The sequence below is a fragment of the Ureibacillus massiliensis 4400831 = CIP 108448 = CCUG 49529 genome (assembly GCF_000772965.1).
Taxonomy (GTDB): domain Bacteria; phylum Bacillota; class Bacilli; order Bacillales_A; family Planococcaceae; genus Ureibacillus; species Ureibacillus massiliensis.
In genome coordinates this window covers 57,473-79,657 of record NZ_JPVQ01000004.1, presented here as the reverse complement: position 1 = coordinate 79,657, position 22,185 = coordinate 57,473, and the positions used below count along the sequence as shown (strand labels likewise).

Sequence of the window (22,185 nt, the reverse complement as noted above, 5' to 3'; positions counted from 1 at the left end):
AAGTATTTGAGACTGTAATATTATACACCAATTTCAGTAAGAAGAAAAAGTTAATAATTTACTTCCAGATTGTAGGCAAACTCAAAAGATTTAAATAGCCAGCTAATTCATTTCTTTCATTATCTTCTTTAATAAAACTTCGCAGCCTTCTTTAACCAAATCATACGTTTCTTGAAAATCACCTGTATAGTATGGGTCTGGTACATCTTTTTTGTGTGGAGTTAAATCTAAAAATCGGAATATTTTAGGATGATCAGGTTGACCTAGCATTTCACGAATATTACGGACATTACTCGAATCCATTCCTATTATGTAGTCAAATTGTTCAAAATCACTTTCCTGTAGCTGACGCGCTTTAATTCCAGTGGTTGATATTTGATACTCCTTCAACTTGGACAGAGTCCCTTTATGCGGCGCTTCCCCAACGTGCCATCCGCTTGTGGCAGCAGAATCAACTGTAATTTCGTCGCTCAATCCATTGTTTTCAACTAAATCACGCATAACAGCCTCCGCCATTGGTGAACGACATATATTTCCTAAACATACAAACAAAACTCTCATCAATTTCTATTCACCTCTTTAACGATATTCTAAAGAAAACACTCTCCGAATTGTTGGAGAGTGTATGGACCAATACTTATTTCTTTTTCAATTCTTCTAAAACCCCGATAAGGCGATTTAACTCATTTTCTAGATGCTGTGTTGCTGCCTCTCTACCTTCTTTGCCTGCCTCAACAGTAAAAGGTTCTCCATAAATTAAATATCCTTTTTTTCGTTTTAATACTTCTTTTACATTACGCGGACCTATATAGGCAGCAGGCACAATTTTCCCCTTTGATAGTTGCGCGATAGTGATAGCACCTTGCTTTAGTTCCGTATTTTCCGTCGATCTTGTTCCACTTGGGAAAATACCTACAATCTTACCTTCTTTAATTAATTGTCGTGGTATTTTAATAACACTTGGTCCTGGATTCTCACGATCAACAGGAAATGCATTTAAATTTTTTACTAAAGGTCCTAATACTTTCATATCGAATAATTGTTTTTTAGCCATGAAATGAACTGGACGAGGATATATAGATACACCTAAGTTTAAAATATCCACATAACCGTTATGAGTACATGCTACTATAAAGCCCTCATCTTTTGGCAAATTTTCTTTTCCATACACTTTTGCCTTTGCTCCATTTATTGTTAAAAAAGCGTTTACAAGATTTGCACCTAAATTATATAACACGGAATGTCTCCTACCTTATTTCTATTTGTCATACCATTATTGTAATCCATTACATATAGATGATTCAATTTTGTTTTTAGAATTCACCAACTAATATATCTAAATCAATGGTAATTTCATTTATTGCTACGTCTTCATTATTTTCTATATGCCAACCTAATGGAGTCATTTCCAGAAGTTTCGGTAGTAAGTGATGTTCTAACGGTTGGTCATATATGATTCGTTCTATATAAACTTTTGAAAATTGATCTTTAAATAATGAAACCGTTTGTTCATTCGAATATTGCTCTTTTTCTGATTTGGCAAATGCCTGCTCTCTTAACTGCTGTAAGTAACTTGCTTGTGGCACCACTTTGATAACCTTTCCATTTGGCTTTAATATTCTTTTAAAATCAGTGTAATTAGCTGGAGATAGGAAATTTAAAATATAATCAATCGATTGTGCCTGAAATGGGCTATTTGCTAAATCTCCAACACACCAAATATGACGCTCATAATGTTTAGCCGCTGTAAAGATTCCTTCTTTTGATATATCAATGCCAAGGGATACTACCTGTGGATGTAGCTTTTCACAAATTTTTGCCAAGTGTGTTCCCTCACCACAACCGGTGTCTAGTATTGATTGTACACCAAAATCTATTAGATTCGCGATTTTTTCATGTACAGGATTGTATAGTCCACTTTGAATAATTTCATAACGAGACTGAAATAACTCTTTGCTATACATTGAATGAATCGCTTTTGTCATAAAGTTTACATACCCTTGTTTCGCTATATCGAACGAATGCTTTTGTTCACAAGTAATGTTTCCATTCTCTTGAACCTGCATATTCGTTTTACATATTGGGCATTGAAATAGTTTTTCATTTTCCTTCATATAAGAAATACTGGATTCTCTTTTAGAAAGTTTCGCCATGTTGGTTTCTCCTTCTTCTTTCATTTGTTGTATCATAACATTCTAACATTTTTGTATAAATAAACTCCCTTACACAACAAAAGAGTCATAAGAAATGACTCTAATAAATAGTTTATATTTGTTTAATTAACTTACTAAGGCTTTGAGCAATTGTTTCAATCTCAGTTTTAGTGATTGTACTATCTTTATGGTCCCAGTAATTTTTGAGTTCACTTAGTTTTAAAACATCTACATTTTTAGAATATAATTCAATCATTTTAAAAGAGCTATTCTCTGAAAAAACAGCTAAGGAATATATCGATTCTTCTTGAATCTGTGGAAAGATCTTAGAAAAAACTGCAATGATATTTTGATGGTCAGTTAAAGGATTCTTCACTGCTTCCTTTTTATCACCATAAGTAGCGATCGTCCACTCATTATCAGTCTCTCTTCCATACACCCATCCATCTTCTTTTGAAATATTTATTAAATATATGCCTGATTCATGTAAAAAAACAATATCAATTATCTTCTCCTTATTCGTGCTAACTGGAATATGTAGATTTGTTAAAATCTTAAAATCTCCTGACGCCTTCCTTAACGTGCTTACAACTTTATATGTATGTCTAACCGTTTTATCTTTCCATATATCCAAAAAAGAGTACCCTGTCATATTACTAAATTGACTATCTTCAAATTTATATATGGAATAGGCTATAAAAATTCCAACTATGAGTATTAATAAAAGTATCCAGACTATCAATCAAGTCCCCCCTAGAACTATACTTTAGCTTTTATTTTATCAAAATAAGGAAATGTTTTCTATGTATGAAAGGATATCTCTATATCCTGAGGTAGAAAGAATACTTCCTTGCTGTCTATTGTAAAAGCATACTATATTTATTAATACCATCATTAGAACTTTGATGAAATTTTTTTAATAAAATTAATAAATTATTAATTATTGTAAATAATAACGTTGATGTCTCAATACACCTAATATACGGAGGTTTTATGAATGGACATTATTAATGAATATTCAATACCTGCATATCTGGAATCAAATGAATTAACTTATGAATTAGAAACAGTAGTTGGGTTCCATCATATTATTTTTCCCGTTCACGCAAATGACTATGAAATGAAACCTCAAGTCGAAATTAAGGTTGATCTTAAAATAGAAGAGAATATTCAAAAAAGTGTTGATGAAGGCCATTCTCCTTGGAGACTTGATCCACTATTTACAGCGCAAGTATTTACTAGTCTACACTTATTTCCTGAAGGAATCATTGGAGATTATCCTATCGAACAAGAGAATTTAAAATTGAGCTATAGTAATATTGAGATTGCTTTAGTTGAAGTGAACGATGAGGACACTAACATTAGTATGGTCTATTTAAAACGCCTTATCCGTCAAGAAGAAGGTGGCATTTGGACTGTGGTCGGATATGATGTTCTTAAAAATCAATAATGCTTAAAAAAGGAGACAAAGGAATGTATGCCCCTTCGTCTCCTTTATTAATTATTCTACATCTTTTGTCCATTCAGCAACTTTATCTGGGTTTTCTTCAACCCATTTCGCTGCAGCTTCTTCTGGATCTGCGCCATCATGAATTTCTAGCATTACTTCTTCAATATCAGCACTTGTCCATTGGAATGCATCTAATACTTTAAATGCTTCAGGCATGTCTTCTTCTAACCCTTGACGAGCAAATGTATTAATCGTTTCTGCCCCACCAAATACACCTTTTGGATCTTCTAAATACTTTAAGTCATAAGAAGCAAATTTCCAGTGTGGAGACCAGCCTGTTACAATAACTTCTTCTTCATTTTTAATCGCTTGATCTAATGCAACTGTCATTGCACCTGAAGAAGATGGCAGCAGTTCCCAATCCGCTAGGTTTTCATATTCGGCAATTGCATTTTCCGTTGCAGACATTACACCTGCACCTGCTTCAATACCTGTAATTGTCATATTCGCTTCATCTGTTAAATCTTCAATTGAGTTTGCTTCCATATAAGTCGGAACTACTAAACCAATTTTTGCACCCTCAAGATTTACGCCTAATTCTACTAAACTATCTTTATATTGTTCATATTGGGCAGCATGTGTACCTGGTAACCAACCAGCTACCATTGCATCTGCTTCACCAGATGCTACCGCTTCCCACATAATCGCATTATCTAGTGGTGTTACTGTTACATCATAACCGATACCTTCTAACACCTCTGCTACAACATGTGTAGAAGCAATTTCTGTATCCCATTCTACATAAGCTAAGTTAATTTCTTTAGATTCTGTTGTTGTTTCCGTGTTGTTATTTGTTTCTCCTTCATTAGCTGGAGTTGCGCTTTCAGAACCACAAGCTGCAAGCATTGCCCCTAAACCTAATGTTAAACCTAACATTTTAAATTTTTTAAAATTCATCCAATCTCCCTTTCTAACCTTGTTTTTTATTAAAGCTTTGCGTTAAACGGTCAATTATAATGGCTAATATAACTAAGCTTAATCCTGCTACAAAGCCATTACCTACTTGAGCTCGTTGCAAAGCAGATAAAACCTCTCTACCTAAACCTGGCGCACCAATCATGGATGCAATAACAACCATTGATAATGAAAGAAGTACCGTTTGGTTAACCCCTGCCATAATTGTTGATTTAGCCAAAGGCAATTCAACTTTAAATAGTTTTTGTCTACCAGTACTTCCGTACGAGTCTGCTGCTTCAACCAATTCTCTTGGTACTTGTTTTATACCTAGGTTGGTAAATCGAACGGTTGGTGGTAATGCAAAGATTACTGATGCAAATACCCCTGGTACGACACCGATTCCAAAGAAAGCAACCGCTGGGATTAAATACACAAACCCAGGCATTGTTTGCATAAAGTCCAATACCGGTTTAAGGATTGCTTCAGCAATTGAGCTTTTAGACATTAAAATACCTAATGGAATACCAATAATGATCGCAATAACACTAGCAAAAAGTACTAACGTGATGGTATTCATCAGTTCATCCCATAATCCCTGATTGTATATAAAATACAATCCAACGATTGAGAATATTGCTAGCCCAAATTTTTTCTTACTAGCAAAGAAAGCAATAATCGCTACAATTAAGATAAAGATAATTGCCGGGATAGCTAAAAGCATATCCGTTATCGAATCCATCGAATTTTGACCCCATTTTTGAACAAAGTCAAATAACGATGCTAATGAATCTGTTAGTATTTCCATTACATATTCCACTGCATCTGATACTGGCAGTGTCGGAATGTTATCAAGAAACTGATTCATTCTCTGTCACCTCCTCGTGACTTGCCGCGAGGGTCTCGATGACAACGCCTCTTATTAACACTCCAACTAACTTTTCGTCTTGCACAACCGCAAGAGGTGTTGGAGAATCCGAGATGATTCCTAGTACATCCTGAATAAGCATATCTGGTGGAACAACCGGCATGTCCTTTCTTAAGAAGTTGACAACACCTTTTTCCCCTTGTTTAGATGCTTCTAATGCATCGTCAGCAGTAATATAACCCTGGAATTCACGTTTTTTATTAACAGCCAACAATACACTGACTTCTTCTTCTCTCATTCTTTGTAATGCCACTTTCGGACCATCGATTTCAATGTTTACAGAAATTGGACGAATCATCGCATTTTCAACTGTTAACACTTTTGAACGGTCTACATCCTCTAAGAATGTTTTTACATAATCATTGGCAGGGTTTGTTAATATATCTTCTCCTGTACCAATTTGAATAATTTCTCCGTCCTTCATTAACGCAATGCGATCACCAATTCGCAATGCTTCATTTAAATCATGGGTGATAAATATGATTGTCTTTTTCATCTTTTGTTGTAAATCTAGTAATTCATCTTGCATGTCTTTTCGAATTAGTGGATCGAGCGCAGAAAAAGCTTCATCCATTAGTAAAATGTCAGGGTCGTTCGCTAATGCCCTTGCAAGACCAACACGTTGTTGCATCCCACCTGATAATTGTTTAGGATATTGATCTTTGTATTCTAATAGCCCTGCGTTGTCTAAAGCCTTTTCTGCTTTCAATCTACGTTCTTCTTTAGTAATACCGCGCACTTCTAATCCGAACTCTGTGTTGGCAAGTACTGTTCTTTGTGGGAATAAACCAAAGTTTTGAAACACCATACTCATTTTTTCGCGTCGAACTTTTATAAGCTGCTGTTTATTCATTTTGGAGATGTTTTCACCATCTATGTAGATGTTTCCACTTGTTGGTTCAATGAGGCGATTAAGGAGACGAACTAACGTTGACTTACCACTTCCTGAAAGTCCCATAATAACGAATATTTCCCCTTCGTTGACGGTGAAATTCGCATTATACACACCTATTGTTGCGCCGGTTTGCTTTAAAATTTCTGTCTTACTCTTGTTTTGTTGTACGAGCTTTAACGCACTATTGATATGTTTCCCGAAAACTTTTGTTACATTTTCGACTTTTATTTTCTCCATACCATTCTCCTTTCCTATATTTCTATAAATATTTCATTTAGATTACAACAAAGTGACAACCTAATCGTAACAAAGAGTTGTTACTTGTGTCAAATTTCCAATTTATGAATCCATCTAAATAGCATTAAAGATTCATAAATAAAAAAGGTCTACAGATACTGGTGCTTTAGTATCTGTAGACCTTTTAAATTGGGTATAAAAATTTCTCTACTCTGTCTATACTTTCATCGTTTCCAATAAAGTAGATAATGTCATTTTTTTCAATTGTTGCATATGGACCTGGTGATAAAATAAGCTCACTTTCTCTTCTTATCCCAACAATTGTCGCCATTGTATTTTGCCAAAAATTGATGCTTCCAATTGTTTGGGAAATATATGGAGAACTTTCTAAAATTTCAATCTGAAACGGTACAAATGGATTCACTGATCGGAATCTCTCTGTCCTACTCACTAATTGCTCCGTTGTTTCCTGTAAGTAAGCTAACTCATCTCGCTGTCTCTTTATACTTTCTAACATTTCCATCTGAATTTGTTGTATCGATTGTACATCCAAAAATTGATGGACAAATTGAGCAGCCTTTTCCGAAGATTTTATCATGACGCCGCTACCCTTTGTCGCCTCTACAATTTCTAAATCCTGCAGCACTGCAATAGCTCTTCTTGCCGTTTCAGAAGACACACCATATTGACTTGCAAGGGATGATCTTGCATAAATTTTTTCGCCAATTACATACTTTTTATCAACAATTTTTGACGCAATATCAGCAGCAATCTTCATGTACTTTGGTTGTTTTACTTGTAGCCTTCTGTTATCCATTTTATACCCTCTTATATTTTAAATATCGTTTGTTATTCATTTTATTATGTTCTAATATTAATCCAGTTAAAGTAAAGATTCTATCATATTTTAAGCTTCATTTGTATTTAATTTTTGAGTTATTAGTTCTTTTGTTAGTAACGCATTGGTTTTGTCCAGTTAGGAGTACGTTTTGTCCAGTTGCAAGCGAGTTTTGTCCATTATGGAAAGGTTTTGTCCGTTCACGTAAGCATTTTGTCCAGTCAACGCCACATTTTGTCCACCCACTCATGTTTTTAGTCCATTCACTAACAGTTTTGTCCACTCGCAATTTTTATGTTTAGTTACAGCATGATATGGTCTACTCATACAACTCTTTTTTCTATAGAAAAAATTCGCCGATCTATCCATTCTACAAATGAAACAAATAAAAAAATCCAATTTATATATTGACCTTCTCGTTACGTAAACCTTTATGATGAAATCACAGGAGGGATTTTTTATGGAGTACACAATTAGTAAATTAGCAAAACTAGCGAATGTTAGTGCACGAACATTACGCTATTATGATGAAATTAATTTACTTAAACCGACAAGAATTAGTAGTGCTGGATATAGAATTTATGGTCAGCAGGAAGTAGATCGATTACAACAAATACTGTTTTTTAGAGAATTAGATGTTGATTTAGAAACGATTACTTCTATAATGAATGATCCTAATTTTGATAAATCTAAAGCATTACAATCACATCTCCGTGAGCTCATTCAAAAAAGATCTCGACTGGATAAACTTATTGGGGTGGTTGAAAAAACAATCGCTCATGAAAAAGGAGAGTTAGTCATGTCAAATAATGAAAAATTTGAGGCATTTAAAGATAAATTAATAGAAGACAATGAAAAACAATATGGGGAGGAGATTCGCCAGAAATATGGAGAGGAAGCTGTAGAAAAATCCAATAACAAATTTAAAAATATGTCAAAAGAGGATTACGAAGCATTTACGAAGCTCGGTGAAGAAATTCTCGAATTACTTCCAACTGCTTTTGAAACCGGTGATCCAGCTTCTCCAATAGCTCAAGCGTTAGCTGCTAAACATAAACAATGGCTAATATATACTTGGCCTTCTTATTCGGAAGAAGCTCACGTTGGACTGGCAGAAATGTATGTCTCTGATGAACGATTTAAAGCATATTACGATAAGGCAACTAAAGGCGGAACTGAATTTTTACGAGATGCCATTGTTATTTTCACTCAGAAAAATTAATTTTCAAAGCATGGTAGGACTGTATCCTACCATGTTTTTCTCGTATCCATTATATTATTCCACTTACTGCTCGAATGATTTTTTGTATATTGGAAAACATAAAAGTGAAATTACCTGAGTCGTTAAATTCACCATCAATTATAGGTCTTTATAAAGGAGAAACCTTCAACAATGCAAAATAATGAAAAGAAATTGATGAAAACTCAATACGAATTCGACAATCAGGAATACATAATCTTAAACAAATGTCCTCATTGTAATTTAGATATTCATCCAACTGTTCAAAATACGTATTATTTTGAAAACAATACGTATAAAGTATATGCATTATCTTTAACATGTCCCTCTTGTAAAAGAGATTATTTTATTTTGAACGATTTGCGCGATCATTCGAAAGAAAAGTTTATTATGTCTATCCCAAAATATAGTTTCAATGAAAATGCACTTGTAAAAAATACATCTAAAAAGTTTCAAAATTTATATATGCAATCGATTAATGCTGAATTGTTAGATCACGAAGATATCGCATTTTTTGGGTACATTAAAGCGCTTGAAGTGTTAATTAAGGAAATCGCGATAATTGAACATCCCGAAGCTGAGGATGTTATACTCTTCTCCAATTTAAATGCGTGTCTTGAGCAATTTCACGCTACAAATATGCATCTTTTTTCCAAAAAGTTGCTTGAAGTATTAAAAAACGATTATCTTTACTATCACAATACAGAAGATTTCCATACATCTTCAGAGCTTGTAAAAGACTGTATTGATTATTTTTTACATTACCTAGAATTACTTTTAAAAACGTTTAAGCTAAATAATACAAGTACAGATAAATAAAAGGGATATTTTACAACGAGTAAAAAAAGTATTTCTATTAAATAAGCTAATGTGAAATAGCAAAAAGCTGTTCTGGGTCGGATCAACACTTTCAGAACAGCTTTTTATATTATTCCTCCGTCACCTCAAATGCCATACGAATTGCTGGCATTGCTGACCCTGGATGATCTGTTGAATAAGTTAACTGTGGAATTAACGTCATATCTGTATCTTTTATTTCCTGTTTATAAACACCTGGATATAAATCGATTAAATGATAACCTGGCTCCCCAGTTGCTATCACGTCAAATGTAAGATCTCCCGCACTATTAAAGGCACATAGATAACCTGTATAAGCATTGTCATATGTTAAATAATAGGCATTATCGAACTCGGTCCAACCACCACCTTTAATGGTAATCGTAATCGAAGTACCGACTGGCCCAGATTTCGGCTCCATACTCACTATTGAAGGTAAAATACGTAAGTAAGTTTGACCATATACTTCACCATCGACTACTAAATCGATTCTATGAGGAATTCCCCCTAAATCATCTGGGACAGCAAAGTCATATGTTAAATTCCCTTCCACATCAATTTGGGCTGAGCCAAGTGACGTTGTTTCCTCTCCAAAACCATTTCCACTTACACGGCTACCGCGCATTGTGTTGAAAATTAACTCCACAGTCTTTTCTGCTGGTAAACCCGAAGCAGTCAATGTAACAGGTGAACCGACTACACCTTCCGTAGTACTTAAATCCACAGCCACTCCCTCTTTATTTTGAAGTTTAGGCATAACCACTCCACCATCTGCAGCCACGGGCGTTTCCTCGACATGATTTTCGATTGTGTCTGCTACTCCTTCAGTTACTTCAAACATAAAATCCGGTGCTGGTTTATCAGGATATGGGGATTGTAAATAATTAATATACTGCATACCTAAATAACCAGTACGTAGGCGAATTGCGTGTTTTCCTGGCTGTCCGGCTGCTCGAATTTTTGCTTCAGCTGTACCATTTGTGGAAATACCCGTTATTAAGCCCGTATATTTATTATCATAGGTTAGCTGCCAGTTTCGCATATACGTACTCCAGCCAAGACCCTCCATTTTAATGGTGATCTCTGTTCCAACTGGTCCGCTAGTTGGTTCCATAACAAATGATGGATCCACTGTATAGCCTACCTGACCAACCTTTTTACCCTCTTGCTTTACCCAAATGGTAAAATCGCCACCAAAACCTTCTGGTATGATAAATGATCCTGACCAATTTCCATTAGCATCAGATTTTCCGGACGTTAGTACAATCTCTTTTTCTATAAACTCTGGACCTACAACTGAATATAAATCTTCAACAATCCAGCTACCATCGATAGAATTCCACGTTAATTCAGCTTCTTTATTCGGTTGTAATTCTGTAACTTCAAATTGGATTTCATCACGAACAAAACCGCGTTCTGCTGAAAGTTTAATATTATTTTTTAACAATTCTAGTGTTTCTGTACTTTGAGTTATATTTTCTGATTCTGTTGTTGTTTCGTTTTTTTCATCTGAGCAGGCAGCTAAAACTAGCAAGCTTGCCAAACTAAACATAAGTAGCCACGTTTTATAGTATGGGAATTTCATTCAATTTCACCCGTTCTATCATTCTACTACTACTAATTTCGCTGTCATATCTCCATGTCCAGCACCACAGAATACACTACAAGCAATCTCATATTCACCTGGTGTTTCAGGTGTGAACTTAACTTCACCTTCTTGATCCAATTGGACGTCAAGGTCTGCAATTGCAAGGCCATGGAATCCTTCCTCATTTTTTAATGAAAGTGTTACTTCTTGCCCTGCTTTCACATAAAATGTTTTTTCACCATTTGGACCGTTTAACTCAAAGTTTTTTCCTACTATTTGTACATTTTGATTTGTTTCTACAGTTGATAAGTCAACCTCTTCCTCGGCTGGTTCCTCTGGTCCTGGTCCAGAAGTAGCAACTGTTTCAGACACGATTTGTAATTTTGAAGGTGCTACATTGAACGGTGTCCACTCAGCTGTTTTACCATTAAATTCAGCTGTCACTTTATAATCAAGTTGGCCAGTTGGCGTATCAGCTGTTACTGGATATGCGACTACCCAGAACATATCATCGCCATGTTGCCCATATGCCATATCGAGAACTTCCCCTGTTGATAAATGAAGTTGTACTTTTGCATCCGTTACTTGCTCCCCTGAAATACCGTCAACAACATTGTTACGAAATACAATTTTATCCCCCGCTGTAAAACGACTGTTTAGTACACAACCTAATTGCTCTGAAACAACATCACCAGAAATAATGATGGAAGATTCAGCTGTTTGCTCAGTTTGTTCCTCCGTTGTTGCTTCACTGTCATCTCCGTTACAAGCAGCCATTACCATCATCGCTGCAAATAACGACGCAATAATTGTTAGTCTTCTCTTCATTATAAAAACACCCCCTGTTTTAATATACTTTTATTTCCAAAAGTACAATATTATTATATTCTTAATTTCTTCGTCACACAATATCCATATTTTATTTTATTTGCATTCTTTTGTAATTTTAAATTTTCCCTATTAATACAGTGAAAACCTTGTTTCATTACACTTTTTTGTCAATAAAAATATTTTTACTATAGTGATATAAAGAAAATCATTGATATATTGATATAACATTCAGGCGGTCTAATTCCATTTCTGCATATTTCATTTAGTTCACGGGGAAACTATGCAATAAAAAGGGGATTGTTTTTTATGCCAAAAATTGCTTCCGTAAGTACATACGAGCCTCCCTATACAATTGAGCAATCAAATGTTGAACAATTAATAAAAGAACTATTTCAACATAAATACAATAATCTTGATCGATTACTAAAAGTATTTAAAAACGGAGATATAGAGAGACGTCAATTTTGTGTACCGATGGAATGGTACAAAAATGAACATACATTTGAAGAACGCAACGATTTATATATCGAATTGGCAACAATTTATACCGTTGATGTTATTAAAAAATGTCTCAATAATTTAAAGTTTTTTGAGACACCTATAGACCCTTCAGAAATCGATGCATTTTTCTTTGTAAGCAGTTCTGGAATTTCAACGCCAAGTATCGATGCTCGCGTTATGAATCATTTAAAATTTTCCGATCGTATAAAAAGAATTCCTATCTGGGGATTAGGATGCGCGGGAGGAGCTGCTGGTATTAGTAGAGCTTTCGACTATTGTCTCGCCCACCCTACTAAAAAAGCTCTTGTGGTTTGCGTAGAATTGTGTAGCTTAACATTTCAAAAGAACGATTATTCTAAAAGCAATTTAGTCGGTACGTCATTATTCTCAGATGGCGTTGCTTGTGCACTTGTATGCGGTGATGAAGTAAACTTACCTACCAATAAATCTATTCCTTATATTATAAATACCGCTTCAAAATGGATGCCAAATTCGTTAGATGTTATGGGTTGGGATTTTAAAGACGATGGATTACATGTCATTTTTTCTAAGGACATTCCTTCAATTATCGAAAAATGGCTTGGACCGTTTATTCATGATTTTTTAAAGGAAAATGATATCCCCTATAATCAATTAGCCCATTTTATTGCTCATCCTGGTGGCAAGAAGGTTCTGAAAGCATATGAAAGTACATTAAATTTAACAGAGCACCATACGGAAATATCTCGTAATGTATTAAAACAACATGGAAATATGTCCTCTCCAACAGTTTTATATGTACTCGAGCAATTCATGTTAAACAATAGGGCACAAAACGATTATGGATTAATGGTTGCACTTGGACCTGGGTTCAGCGGTGAAGCAGTTTTACTTCAATGGAGGAATTCAAATTGATTCTATTTAGTATTATTTTAACCATTGTCATTTTACAGAGGCTAATTGAATTAATGGTAGCAAGGAAAAATGAAAGAATCATGCTTTCCAAAGGTGCGTTTGAGGCGGGTTCTTCTCATTATCCTTATATGATTGCTCTGCATGTATCATTTTTTCTAAGTCTAATAATCGAAGTTGTTTTATTTGATAAAGAAATTTCTTTGATTTTCCCTTATTTATTTACATTATTTATCTTTGTTCAATTGATGCGAATATGGTGTTTGATGTCTTTAGGAATATTTTGGAATACTAAAATTATTATTTTGCCTGGAGCTAATATTGTCAAAAAAGGTCCTTACCTTTTCATGCGTCACCCAAATTATTTAGTGGTTTGTTCTGAAATTTTAGTACTACCGTTAATGTTTAATGCTTACTTTACTGCAATTTTGTTTACTTTACTAAATTTTCTTATGCTTTCTGTAAGAATCCCAACCGAAGAAAGAGCATTAATAGAAGCTACAAATTATTCAGAACAGTTTAAACGAGGTTTCCAACATCAAGATATTAATTAGTTTCGCTTGTACTATTTAAGGGTCTAAATTATCAATTAGTGAGATATTATCATTTATTAGTTAAATTCAATAAATATTTATTAGAAATTAATAGAAATAAGTCGTATAATTTCATTATATGGCACACAAAATTCAGAAATTCTCAACATTTTTGTAATAAAAACGCTCATTTATTTTTACATAGGCTAATGAGTAAGTTTCTATTGTTACATTTTCCTACTATCAGATTGATTTAATAAATATTTATATTATGATGATATTGGTAAACAAATGTTTTTAATTTATAGGGTCTAGTTGGATTTTTTCGTTTGTGTGACTATTTGTGAATGTATTTTCAAACTTTCTAATCTAGATTTGTAAAAAGGTAAAAAAGCAAAATGTAAAGGAGAATTGGAAATGTCAGAAGAATTGGTGAATCAAGCTCAAAGCACAACTGCAAGCCCACAAGATTTACTTGATCAATTATTAAAACCTGAAGTTCAACAGTCGCTTACAACATTAGTGGAGCAGCTACCTAAATTGACTGAAGTTGTTACTCTTTTAACAAAAGCATATGACTTTGCTCAATTGGTTTCAACCGATGAAGTATTAAAAAGTGATACTGTAAATAGTATTAAAGAAGTTACAGAACCTGTTATTAGCGCTGTTAAAAATGTAGCAGTAACAGCTATCGAAGCAAAAGATCGTGCTGAGGTTTCAAATGAATCAATAGGATTATTCGGCATGTTAAAACTATTAAAAGATCCAGAAGTACAAAAAGTATTACGTTTTGTTAATGCTTTCGTAGAAGTTTCTGCAGAACGTAAAAATCAATAAATAATGCTCGTTTAGATAAATTATTAATTCAAGGACGGAGGATAAATAATGTCAAAAGAAATCGTCATCTTAGGTGCTGGTTATGGCGGTCTATTAACTGCTCAAACATTACGTAAATACTTAAGTAAAGATGAAGCGAAAATTACTGTTGTAAATAAATATCCAACTCATCAGCTTATTACTGAATTACATCGTCTTGCAGGTGGAACAATTGCGGAGAAAGCAATTTCTTTCCCTCTTGAAAAGCTATTCAAAGGAAAAGATATTAACGTTTTAGTTCAAGAAGTAAAGTCTTTCTCTGTTGCAAACAAAGAAGTACACTTTGCAAATGGTTCAGTTATTGAATACGATACACTTGTTGTTGCACTTGGAAGTCAAACAGGATACTTTGGTATTCCAGGCTTAGAAGAAAACAGTATGGTATTAAAATCTGTTGACGATGCTAACAGAATTTATAGTCATATCGAAAGTCATATCGAAAAATTTGCAAAATCAAAAGATCAAGCAGACGGAACAATCGTTATTGGTGGCGGCGGTTTAACAGGTGTTGAGCTTGTTGGTGAAATCGTTGATAACCTTCCAAAAATTGCGGAAAAACACGGTGTTGATACTGCTGATATTCAAATTAAACTTGTTGAAGCTGGTCCAAAAATCCTTCCTGTATTACCAGATGATTTAATCGAGCGCGCTACTAAATCATTATCTGCTCGTGGTGTTGAATTCTTAACAGGTCTTCCTGTTACAGGTGTTGAGGGTAACGTGATTTCATTAAAAGATGGTTCAACAATTACTGCAAACACATTCGTATGGACTGGAGGCGTTGCTGCCCTTCCATTTGTACAAGAATCTGGTCTAGAATGTGACCGCGGAAAAGCAATTGTAAACCACTATTTACAATCTGTTTCTCATCCTGATGTTTATGTTGTTGGTGATGCTTCTGTTATCCTTCCAGAAGGTGGCGGTCGTCCATTATATCCACCAACTGCTCAAATGGCATGGCAAATGGGTGAATTCTGTGGATACAATATTTTCGCATCTATTAGAGGTCAAAAACTGAAAGAATTTGCACCGATCAACTCTGGTACTCTAGCAAGTCTTGGTCGTAAAGATGGTGTTGCAACAGTTGGTAAAAACAACATTCCATTAAAGGGACTTCCTGCTTCATTAATGAAAGAAGCAAGTCATGTTCGTTATTTATCACACATTAAAGCTCTATACGGCTTAGCATATTAATCTTACTATTCTTAAATAGGATGCTGTTCTCAACAGCATCTTTTTTTTGTATCAAAAATCAAAACTTTTCCAATTTACAGGAAAAAGTTTATAATAGTAGCTATCATCCAAGTGACGAGAAGGTGTGAGATTAATGAGCGAGAAACAAGCTACTCAAAACAATCCAATTTATCCTATTATGATAGCGATTGGTGTAGCCCATTTGATAAACGATACGATGCAATCTGTTGTACCAGCAATGTTCCCTATTTTTGAAAGGGATTTAGGATTATCATTTACCCAGCTCGGGGTTATTACCTTTGTTTTAAACATGGTTTCATCTGCACTGCAGCCTGTTATTGGTTTTGTAAGTGATAAAAAACCGATGCCCTATGCACTTCCTATTGGCATGATGAGTGCCTTTGTGGGAATTCTTATGCTTGTTTTATCTGGGCAATATTGGATGATTATTATTGCTGTTGTCTTTTTAGGATTTGGTTCTGCCATATTCCATCCTGAAGGTTCTCGTGTATCATTTATGGCCGCAGGAAATAAAAGAGGATTATCTCAATCCATTTATCAGGTCGGAGGAAATTCTGGACAAGCACTTGCTCCGTTAATTAGTGCATTTGTTTTAGATTCTTTAGGTCAACATGGTGCTGCTATTGTCTTATTGTTAGCTGCTATCGGAATTGCCATTTTATTAAAAATTTCTCGATGGTATATTCGACAGTTAGAGGCAGAAAGAACATCTCAGAAAAAGAAAAAAATACTCATTTCCTCTTTACCACCGTTAACGAAAAAACAAGTTAGTTTTGCAATTATTTTATTATTAATAATTATTTTTGCACGCTCTTTTTATACAACAAATATAACAAGCTTCTACGTCTTTTATTTAATGGATCACTATGGTCTAACTTTACAATTTGGACAAGTCTTAATATTTATCTTTATGGCTTTCGGGGTTGTTGGTACCTTTTTCGGAGGATCTCTTTCAGACCGTATAGGACGTAAAAATGTCATATTACTTTCAGTAGTTGTGCCTATGCCATTTTGTCTTATTCTTCCCTACATGCCATTATGGCTAGTTCCTGTTGTTTTGATTATTATAGGGACTCTGATTATGATTAGCTTCTCTGTTACGGTCATCTATGCACAAGAATTAGTACCAACGAAAATTGGAACGATGGCTGGTTTAACGACTGGTTTTGCTTTTGGTATGGGTGCAATTGGTGGTGTAATCATCGGTTTTCTTTTAGATAACATCGGCATCGATACGACGATGAAAATTATATCGTTCCTACCGCTAATATTAATAGTTGCTTTCCTTTTACCTAAAGATAAAGTAGAAAAGCTTGCATAAAAAAGAAGGAGTTTGATAGGCTCCTTCTTACTTTTTATTTTTTTTTGATTTTCTACGGATAATCCAAATCACAAACAGTATAAATAATATTGCTAATAAAGCATAGGCAATATTTGAATAAGTATCCATGTATTCAACAATAGTATCCCAGTTTTCCCCTACCTGAGTTCCTAAGTAAATCAAGATAACATTCCAAATAAACGTTCCGATTGTAGTTAATAGTAAAAACACCCAAAAGTTCATATTGGACATACCGGCAGGAAGGGAAATTAAACTTCGAATTAGCGGGATGAAACGACAGAAGAAGACTGTCCAGACGCCATACTTTTTAAACCAATCATTTGCCTTATAAATATCCTCATTGGTTAAACGTAATACGCGTCCCCACTTATCTACAAATCTTCCAATCCGCTTAATACCAACAACCTTTCCAACATCATATAGCGCGATTGCGCCAGCAACTGAACCGAGAGTAGAAGCAATGACAACTCCTATAAACGTCAGATTTGATTGAGTGGTCATATAGCCACCAAATGTTAAAATGACTTCAGATGGGATAGGTGGAAATATGTTTTCTAACATAATTAACAAAAAGACCCCGATATATCCGAAATCTTCCATAATATTTATAATCCAATTTTCCATCTATTAGGCTCCTTATTGTCCGTTCTTATTTCTATGTACTCACTGTGACTTTGCCACAAGTTGTACTAAAAAATCAAATATATACCATTAATTATTTACTAGGATGATGTGCTTGTAAATGTAATCTTGTTTTTTTTCGTAACAATTTACATTTTTTACACTCAAATTATAAAAAACGAACTTTCTCTCTCTAAAAAATGGTTATAGCTCAATAGAATTTTTGCACCTTCCTTTTCTTTTTACTTTTCCATTCTCTATTTAATGTTAAAATTTTCTTGTATAGACTATATTCCTTTAATTTACTTTTACTGAAAGAGGGACCTTTCTATGTATGTAGCTAATCAAAATAATATGCAACTTCTTGATCAATATACTATCGAAACATTAGGTTTACCAGGGATCGTGCTGATGGAAAATGCCGGCTTTTCCGTAGTCCAAGAAATAATCAATCGGTATCCAGATCGTTCAACAAAAATCATCGTATTTGCAGGTAGCGGTAATAATGGTGGCGATGGTTTCGTCATTGCAAGAAGACTTATTGACTTCGGCTATTCTGTTAAGCTCTTTCTTTCTGTTCCAGATTCCAAGTTAAAGGGGGATGCAAAAGTTCACTATGATGTTTATAAGATGCGAAAATTACCTATTCATTATTATGAAAAACAAATGGAATTACAAAATTTAATTACACAGTACGATATTATCGTGGACGCATTACTTGGCACTGGCTCAAGGGGTGAAGTCCGAAAGCCTATAAAAGACGTTATACAAGCAATCAATGATTCGGGTAAACCTGTTTACGCCGTGGATATACCTTCAGGACTTAACGCAAACACTGGAGAAGTTGCAAATATCGCTGTAAAAGCAACTTATACAATTACCTTCGCTATGCCCAAAGTAGGTTTTTTTGTAGGACAGGGACCACAATTTATCGGAGAGTGGAAGGTAGTCGATATTTCTGTTCCTCCAAGTGCCGTTGAGAAGCTACAGCTTAAATTACCTTATCTTTTAGACGATCAAAAAGCAAAACAATCTTTACCGAAACGAATACAACATGGTCATAAAGGAACCTTTGGCCATTGTTTAGTTATTGGTGGATCGAAATACTATGTCGGAGCTCCAATTTATAGTAGTAAAGCGGCGTTCCAAACAGGGGTAGGCTTAGTATCTTTAGCGATTCCTAATGACATTTATCCTTTTATTGCAGCTCAATGCCCAGAATCACTTTTAGTTCCTTTACAATCAAAAGATGGATTTCTCGCGAGTAACGCCTTTGAATCTATCGATTTTTCACCATATAAATCAATCGCATTTGGTCCAGGGCTTAGTAGAGAGGTCGACGGTGAAGCATTATGGAATAGTTTATTATCAAAAATAACTAATCAAACTCTTATCGTTGACGCGGATGGACTTTATTTTTTCAAAAGACAATTACAACGGGCAAAGGACTATCCAGGCAATATAATACTCACTCCCCATCCAGGTGAGATGAGCACTTTAACGGGGTTATCGGTGTTCGAAATTGAATCCAATCGCATTGAAATTGCAAAGGAATTTGCGATTAAATATGGCGTTTATTTAATCTTAAAAGGCCATAGACCAATTATCGCAACACCTGAAGGTAATATTTGGATTAATCCTCACGGTAATGATGGCTTAGGAAAAGGTGGTAGCGGTGATGTGCTTACTGGAATGATTACTTCTTTTGTAGCTCAAGGTGCAGAGCCTCTTCAAGCCGTACTTGCCGCTAGTTATTATCATGCGAAAGCAGCGGAGAATTTGTCTTTACAAAAATCAACCTATGGTATCACTCCATCAGATATTATTGAATATGTAGCCACAAATTTATAATTAGGAAGCAAATGGATGCCCTTGTTAGGCTTGAGCATTTGCTTTTTTCTTTGTATAAACTTAAAAATTATTATTCAACTTGGAATTTTCCCTTAGTCGGATTTTTCTTATTTTTCTATTTACTTCAATGTTAAATTCATATAACATTTGTTTGTCGTCATTAGAAAGAAGGTACATACATATGTTTTTGGATTTAGAATTATCTACTATAATTCTACTATTTGTTTTAGGTTTTTTAGCTGCCTTTATCGATTCCGTTGTTGGCGGAGGCGGACTTATTTCCCTCCCAGCACTTATGTTTACTGGCTTAAGTCCATCTGCTGCGGTTGCAACAAACAAACTAGCAGGAACAATGGGTTCTTTTACGAGTACAGTAACCTTTTATCGTTCTGGTAAACTCGAATTAAAAACAATCATTAAATTATTTCCCATCGTCTTTATAGCTGCAGCAATCGGGGCTTGGATTGTCCATTTAATGGATCCTACTCTATTAAAGCCTTTAATGCTTATAATGCTTGCAGGTGTATTAGTATATACCATTTTTAAAAAGGATTGGGGAAGTATTTCCACTTATGAAAAGCTATCGCCCATAAAATACTTTGGCTTTTTCCTATTAGTATTTGCTATAGGATTTTACGACGGATTTTTAGGACCTGGAACAGGATCGTTTTTAATTTTTGCTTTTTTAATGATTGGCTTTGATTTTTTAAGAGCAGCTGGTAACGCGAAATTCCTTAACTTTGGCAGTAACATCGGTGCACTTATCATGTTTATGTTTTTAGGGCAAATCAATTATGCATATGGATTAATTATGGGGGTTGCACAAATTATTGGTGCAATTTGTGGGTCAAAATATGCAATAAAACGTGGTAGTGGATATGTACGAGGTCTTTTCATCATTGTTACTATAATATTACTTGCTAAAAATGCGTATGATTTTTTTATTTAGATTGAAATAAGTTTTAAACAAAGTAGTGAAATCTAATGAATATTAGTTAATTCTTAAAATAAGAGGAGTCTACAAAAGAGGCAGGGGATACAAAGTCACATATGTACTTTGATCTCCTGCCCTTTTACTTTACTCTAGCACTTCACTTGTCTTTGGATTCCCTGCTTCAATGAGTGTTTTACTTTTAATTAGGAAAATTAACATAAACATCATAACGAGCCCTGTCCCAATTAATAACCACTCTATTGCAATCACATCAGCAATCGGCCCAAAAATTAACATTCCTATTGGCATCATGGATGTTGAAATCATACCAAATACACCAAATACTCGGCCTAAGTAATCTCCATCCACTTTTTCTTGAATTAACACAGTTGTTGGTGTATTAAAAATCGGCATCGCAATTCCGAAAATCCCCATGAAGAGTAAATAGATCCAAAATGACGGAACAATTCCAAGGGCTACTGTACAAATCCCCATGATAAGTCCTGAGAACGCCATTGTATGAATTCGATTTTTAAATCCACCCCATGTAGCTATTACTCCACCACCAGCCATCATTCCTATAGAAAAGGCAATTTCAATGGCCGTTAATCTCCAAACATCATCACCAAAACTACGGGCGACCTGGAGTGGGGTTAAAAATGCTGCCGGTGCCATTAATACAAAGAAAACCGCAAACATTATAAATAGAACTTTCAAGAAACTATTATTACTAATATATTTTAAACCCAATTGAAAATCCTTAAAGTAACTCACTTTTTCACTTTGTGCTGCTTTTGCATGCGTTGGGATACGTATGAACAATAGCAAGATACCTACAGCTATTGCTGCAGTGATTACATCAACAAAGAAAATCACCTCAATTGCGGTTGTAGAAAGCAATGCCGCACTAACCATAGGTGATACAAACATAATAATTGCTTGTATCGAACCATTAATACCATTTATTTTAACGAGATGCTCTTCTGGTACAATTTGTGGCAATACAGCTCCTACAGCAGGGGTTTGGACACCCGTTCCGAGCGCTCGAATTGCAGCTACTACAAATAGTAGCCACATAGAATCGTACCCCATCAAAAATATGATTGCTAATATTAAAGTTGATAGGGCAATTAGAGAATCCGATACAATCATTAATACTTTACGATTGTATCTATCCGCCCAGACTCCTGCAAATGGTGATAAAAGAAATGTTGGGATAAACCCACATAATATAAAAATGGTCATCATTATACCGGACTGAGTCGAAAGAGTAACATACCACATAATGGCATACTGTACTAACGAAGATCCAAATAATGAGATTGTTTGACTACTCAAAAAAAGAATGATGTTCTTTTTCCAATTCTCCATTGAGTTATTTGCTGTAATAGTCATTGTTATTCCTTTCTGTAACTATTGTATTAGTATTTCAATTATAATCAGCAATAGAATCAATAAAACAATAACATC

22 protein-coding genes are annotated in these 22,185 nt (G+C 34.7%); 10 read left to right on the top strand and 12 right to left on the bottom strand.

The window, feature by feature from the left end; translation table 11 throughout:
- Positions 1-102: 102 nt before the first annotated feature.
- From CD30_RS04050 to CD30_RS04035, 4 genes are all read right to left on the bottom strand, one after another.
- Complete coding sequence (locus tag CD30_RS04050; RefSeq protein ID WP_036172737.1) at positions 103-564, bottom strand: low molecular weight protein-tyrosine-phosphatase; 462 nt, start codon at positions 562-564, stop codon at positions 103-105.
- A 73-nt stretch (positions 565-637) separates the two neighbouring features.
- A complete protein-coding gene (locus CD30_RS04045) occupies positions 638-1,237 on the bottom strand; it encodes a lysophospholipid acyltransferase family protein (RefSeq protein ID WP_036172735.1) in 600 nt (199 codons plus the stop codon).
- A gap of 76 nt (positions 1,238-1,313) precedes the next feature.
- On the bottom strand, positions 1,314-2,153 hold the full coding sequence (locus CD30_RS04040; protein ID WP_036172733.1) for a putative RNA methyltransferase: 840 nt from the start codon (positions 2,151-2,153) through the stop codon (positions 1,314-1,316).
- Between the two features lie 112 nt (positions 2,154-2,265).
- Positions 2,266-2,895 (bottom strand): nuclease-related domain-containing protein, encoded by a 630-nt coding sequence (locus CD30_RS04035; RefSeq protein ID WP_036172731.1) that lies wholly within the window; start codon positions 2,893-2,895, stop codon positions 2,266-2,268.
- Positions 2,896-3,150: 255 nt separating this feature from the next.
- On the opposite strand from CD30_RS04035, the gene CD30_RS04030 reads away from it, so the two are divergent.
- Positions 3,151-3,603, top strand: a complete 453-nt coding sequence (locus tag CD30_RS04030; protein ID WP_036172729.1) for a hypothetical protein — start codon at positions 3,151-3,153, stop codon at positions 3,601-3,603.
- 51 nt (positions 3,604-3,654) lie between these two features.
- Here CD30_RS04030 and CD30_RS04025 read toward each other — a convergent pair whose 3' ends face one another.
- The 4 genes from CD30_RS04025 to CD30_RS04010 all read right to left on the bottom strand — a co-directional run bounded on the left by CD30_RS04025 (position 3,655) and on the right by CD30_RS04010 (position 7,434).
- Positions 3,655-4,560, bottom strand: a complete 906-nt coding sequence (locus CD30_RS04025) for a glycine betaine ABC transporter substrate-binding protein (protein ID WP_036172728.1) — start codon at positions 4,558-4,560, stop codon at positions 3,655-3,657.
- A 13-nt stretch (positions 4,561-4,573) separates the two neighbouring features.
- The gene (locus tag CD30_RS04020; protein WP_036172726.1) at positions 4,574-5,425 is read right to left on the bottom strand and encodes an ABC transporter permease; all 852 of its coding nucleotides are present in this window, start codon (positions 5,423-5,425) and stop codon (positions 4,574-4,576) included.
- On the bottom strand, positions 5,409-6,617 hold the full coding sequence (locus tag CD30_RS04015) for a quaternary amine ABC transporter ATP-binding protein (RefSeq protein WP_036172724.1): 1,209 nt from the start codon (positions 6,615-6,617) through the stop codon (positions 5,409-5,411). Before CD30_RS04015 ends, CD30_RS04020 begins: the two co-directional genes overlap by 17 nt.
- 184 nt (positions 6,618-6,801) lie before the next feature.
- A complete protein-coding gene (locus CD30_RS04010) occupies positions 6,802-7,434 on the bottom strand; it encodes a TrkA C-terminal domain-containing protein (protein ID WP_036172723.1) in 633 nt (210 codons plus the stop codon).
- Between the two features lie 481 nt (positions 7,435-7,915).
- Here CD30_RS04010 and CD30_RS04005 point away from each other — a divergent pair, with 481 nt between their 5' ends.
- Both CD30_RS04005 and CD30_RS04000 read left to right on the top strand, forming a co-directional pair.
- On the top strand, positions 7,916-8,677 hold the full coding sequence (locus tag CD30_RS04005; RefSeq protein WP_036172720.1) for a MerR family transcriptional regulator: 762 nt from the start codon (positions 7,916-7,918) through the stop codon (positions 8,675-8,677).
- A gap of 171 nt (positions 8,678-8,848) precedes the next feature.
- Complete coding sequence (locus tag CD30_RS04000) at positions 8,849-9,514, top strand: hypothetical protein (protein ID WP_036172719.1); 666 nt, start codon at positions 8,849-8,851, stop codon at positions 9,512-9,514.
- 109 nt (positions 9,515-9,623) lie between these two features.
- Here the strand turns inward: CD30_RS04000 and CD30_RS03995 are convergent, their stop codons facing one another.
- Positions 9,624-11,117: a hypothetical protein gene (locus tag CD30_RS03995; protein WP_036172717.1), complete on the bottom strand. Its 1,494-nt coding sequence runs from the start codon at positions 11,115-11,117 to the stop codon at positions 9,624-9,626.
- 18 nt (positions 11,118-11,135) lie between these two features.
- Entirely contained in the window at positions 11,136-11,948 is an 813-nt protein-coding gene (locus CD30_RS19400; protein ID WP_052126032.1) for a cupredoxin domain-containing protein, read from the bottom strand.
- 309 nt (positions 11,949-12,257) lie between these two features.
- Between CD30_RS19400 and CD30_RS03985 the strand changes: the two genes are divergently transcribed.
- The 5 genes from CD30_RS03985 to CD30_RS03965 all read left to right on the top strand — a co-directional run bounded on the left by CD30_RS03985 (position 12,258) and on the right by CD30_RS03965 (position 17,288).
- Positions 12,258-13,346, top strand: coding sequence for a type III polyketide synthase (locus tag CD30_RS03985; protein WP_036172715.1), 1,089 nt, complete (start codon positions 12,258-12,260; stop codon positions 13,344-13,346).
- Positions 13,328-13,897 (top strand): isoprenylcysteine carboxyl methyltransferase family protein, encoded by a 570-nt coding sequence (locus tag CD30_RS03980; RefSeq protein WP_084077627.1) that lies wholly within the window; start codon positions 13,328-13,330, stop codon positions 13,895-13,897. Before CD30_RS03985 ends, CD30_RS03980 begins: the two co-directional genes overlap by 19 nt.
- A gap of 396 nt (positions 13,898-14,293) precedes the next feature.
- Entirely contained in the window at positions 14,294-14,713 is a 420-nt protein-coding gene (locus CD30_RS03975) for a helical membrane plugin domain-containing protein (RefSeq protein WP_036172713.1), read from the top strand.
- A 48-nt stretch (positions 14,714-14,761) separates the two neighbouring features.
- On the top strand, positions 14,762-15,946 hold the full coding sequence (locus tag CD30_RS03970; protein ID WP_036172711.1) for an NAD(P)/FAD-dependent oxidoreductase: 1,185 nt from the start codon (positions 14,762-14,764) through the stop codon (positions 15,944-15,946).
- A gap of 133 nt (positions 15,947-16,079) precedes the next feature.
- A complete protein-coding gene (locus CD30_RS03965; RefSeq protein WP_036172709.1) occupies positions 16,080-17,288 on the top strand; it encodes an MFS transporter in 1,209 nt (402 codons plus the stop codon).
- A 27-nt stretch (positions 17,289-17,315) separates the two neighbouring features.
- On the opposite strand, the gene CD30_RS03960 is transcribed toward CD30_RS03965, so the two are convergent.
- Positions 17,316-17,933, bottom strand: coding sequence for a DedA family protein (locus CD30_RS03960; protein WP_036172706.1), 618 nt, complete (start codon positions 17,931-17,933; stop codon positions 17,316-17,318).
- Positions 17,934-18,260: 327 nt separating this feature from the next.
- Between CD30_RS03960 and CD30_RS03955 the strand changes: the two genes are divergently transcribed.
- Together CD30_RS03955 and CD30_RS03950 are read left to right on the top strand one after the other, a co-directional pair.
- Positions 18,261-19,781: a bifunctional ADP-dependent NAD(P)H-hydrate dehydratase/NAD(P)H-hydrate epimerase gene (locus CD30_RS03955; RefSeq protein WP_036172704.1), complete on the top strand. Its 1,521-nt coding sequence runs from the start codon at positions 18,261-18,263 to the stop codon at positions 19,779-19,781.
- 181 nt (positions 19,782-19,962) lie between these two features.
- The gene (locus CD30_RS03950) at positions 19,963-20,730 is read left to right on the top strand and encodes a TSUP family transporter (protein ID WP_036172702.1); all 768 of its coding nucleotides are present in this window, start codon (positions 19,963-19,965) and stop codon (positions 20,728-20,730) included.
- A gap of 129 nt (positions 20,731-20,859) precedes the next feature.
- Here CD30_RS03950 and CD30_RS03945 read toward each other — a convergent pair whose 3' ends face one another.
- On the bottom strand, positions 20,860-22,110 hold the full coding sequence (locus CD30_RS03945) for an MFS transporter (RefSeq protein ID WP_036172700.1): 1,251 nt from the start codon (positions 22,108-22,110) through the stop codon (positions 20,860-20,862).
- Between the last annotated feature and the right edge of the window lie 75 nt (positions 22,111-22,185).

Bases quoted from the DNA above. Each gene is read 5' to 3' on its own strand.
- CD30_RS04040 (WP_036172733.1), bottom strand. From the start codon at position 2,153: ATGGCGAAACTTTCTAAAAGAGAATCCAGTATTTCTTATATGAAGGAA.
- CD30_RS04030 (WP_036172729.1), top strand. From the start codon at position 3,151: ATGGACATTATTAATGAATATTCAATACCTGCATATCTGGAATCAAAT.
- CD30_RS04025 (WP_036172728.1), bottom strand. From the start codon at position 4,560: ATGAATTTTAAAAAATTTAAAATGTTAGGTTTAACATTAGGTTTAGGG.
- CD30_RS04020 (WP_036172726.1), bottom strand. From the start codon at position 5,425: ATGAATCAGTTTCTTGATAACATTCCGACACTGCCAGTATCAGATGCA.
- CD30_RS04015 (WP_036172724.1), bottom strand. From the start codon at position 6,617: ATGGAGAAAATAAAAGTCGAAAATGTAACAAAAGTTTTCGGGAAACAT.
- CD30_RS04010 (WP_036172723.1), bottom strand. From the start codon at position 7,434: ATGGATAACAGAAGGCTACAAGTAAAACAACCAAAGTACATGAAGATT.
- CD30_RS04005 (WP_036172720.1), top strand. From the start codon at position 7,916: ATGGAGTACACAATTAGTAAATTAGCAAAACTAGCGAATGTTAGTGCA.
- CD30_RS04000 (WP_036172719.1), top strand. From the start codon at position 8,849: ATGCAAAATAATGAAAAGAAATTGATGAAAACTCAATACGAATTCGAC.
- CD30_RS03995 (WP_036172717.1), bottom strand. From the start codon at position 11,117: ATGAAATTCCCATACTATAAAACGTGGCTACTTATGTTTAGTTTGGCA.
- CD30_RS19400 (WP_052126032.1), bottom strand. From the start codon at position 11,948: ATGAAGAGAAGACTAACAATTATTGCGTCGTTATTTGCAGCGATGATG.
- CD30_RS03985 (WP_036172715.1), top strand. From the start codon at position 12,258: ATGCCAAAAATTGCTTCCGTAAGTACATACGAGCCTCCCTATACAATT.
- CD30_RS03980 (WP_084077627.1), top strand. From the start codon at position 13,328: ATGGAGGAATTCAAATTGATTCTATTTAGTATTATTTTAACCATTGTC.
- CD30_RS03975 (WP_036172713.1), top strand. From the start codon at position 14,294: ATGTCAGAAGAATTGGTGAATCAAGCTCAAAGCACAACTGCAAGCCCA.
- CD30_RS03970 (WP_036172711.1), top strand. From the start codon at position 14,762: ATGTCAAAAGAAATCGTCATCTTAGGTGCTGGTTATGGCGGTCTATTA.
- CD30_RS03965 (WP_036172709.1), top strand. From the start codon at position 16,080: ATGAGCGAGAAACAAGCTACTCAAAACAATCCAATTTATCCTATTATG.
- CD30_RS03960 (WP_036172706.1), bottom strand. From the start codon at position 17,933: ATGGAAAATTGGATTATAAATATTATGGAAGATTTCGGATATATCGGG.
- CD30_RS03955 (WP_036172704.1), top strand. From the start codon at position 18,261: ATGTATGTAGCTAATCAAAATAATATGCAACTTCTTGATCAATATACT.
- CD30_RS03950 (WP_036172702.1), top strand. From the start codon at position 19,963: ATGTTTTTGGATTTAGAATTATCTACTATAATTCTACTATTTGTTTTA.
- CD30_RS03945 (WP_036172700.1), bottom strand. From the start codon at position 22,110: ATGACTATTACAGCAAATAACTCAATGGAGAATTGGAAAAAGAACATC.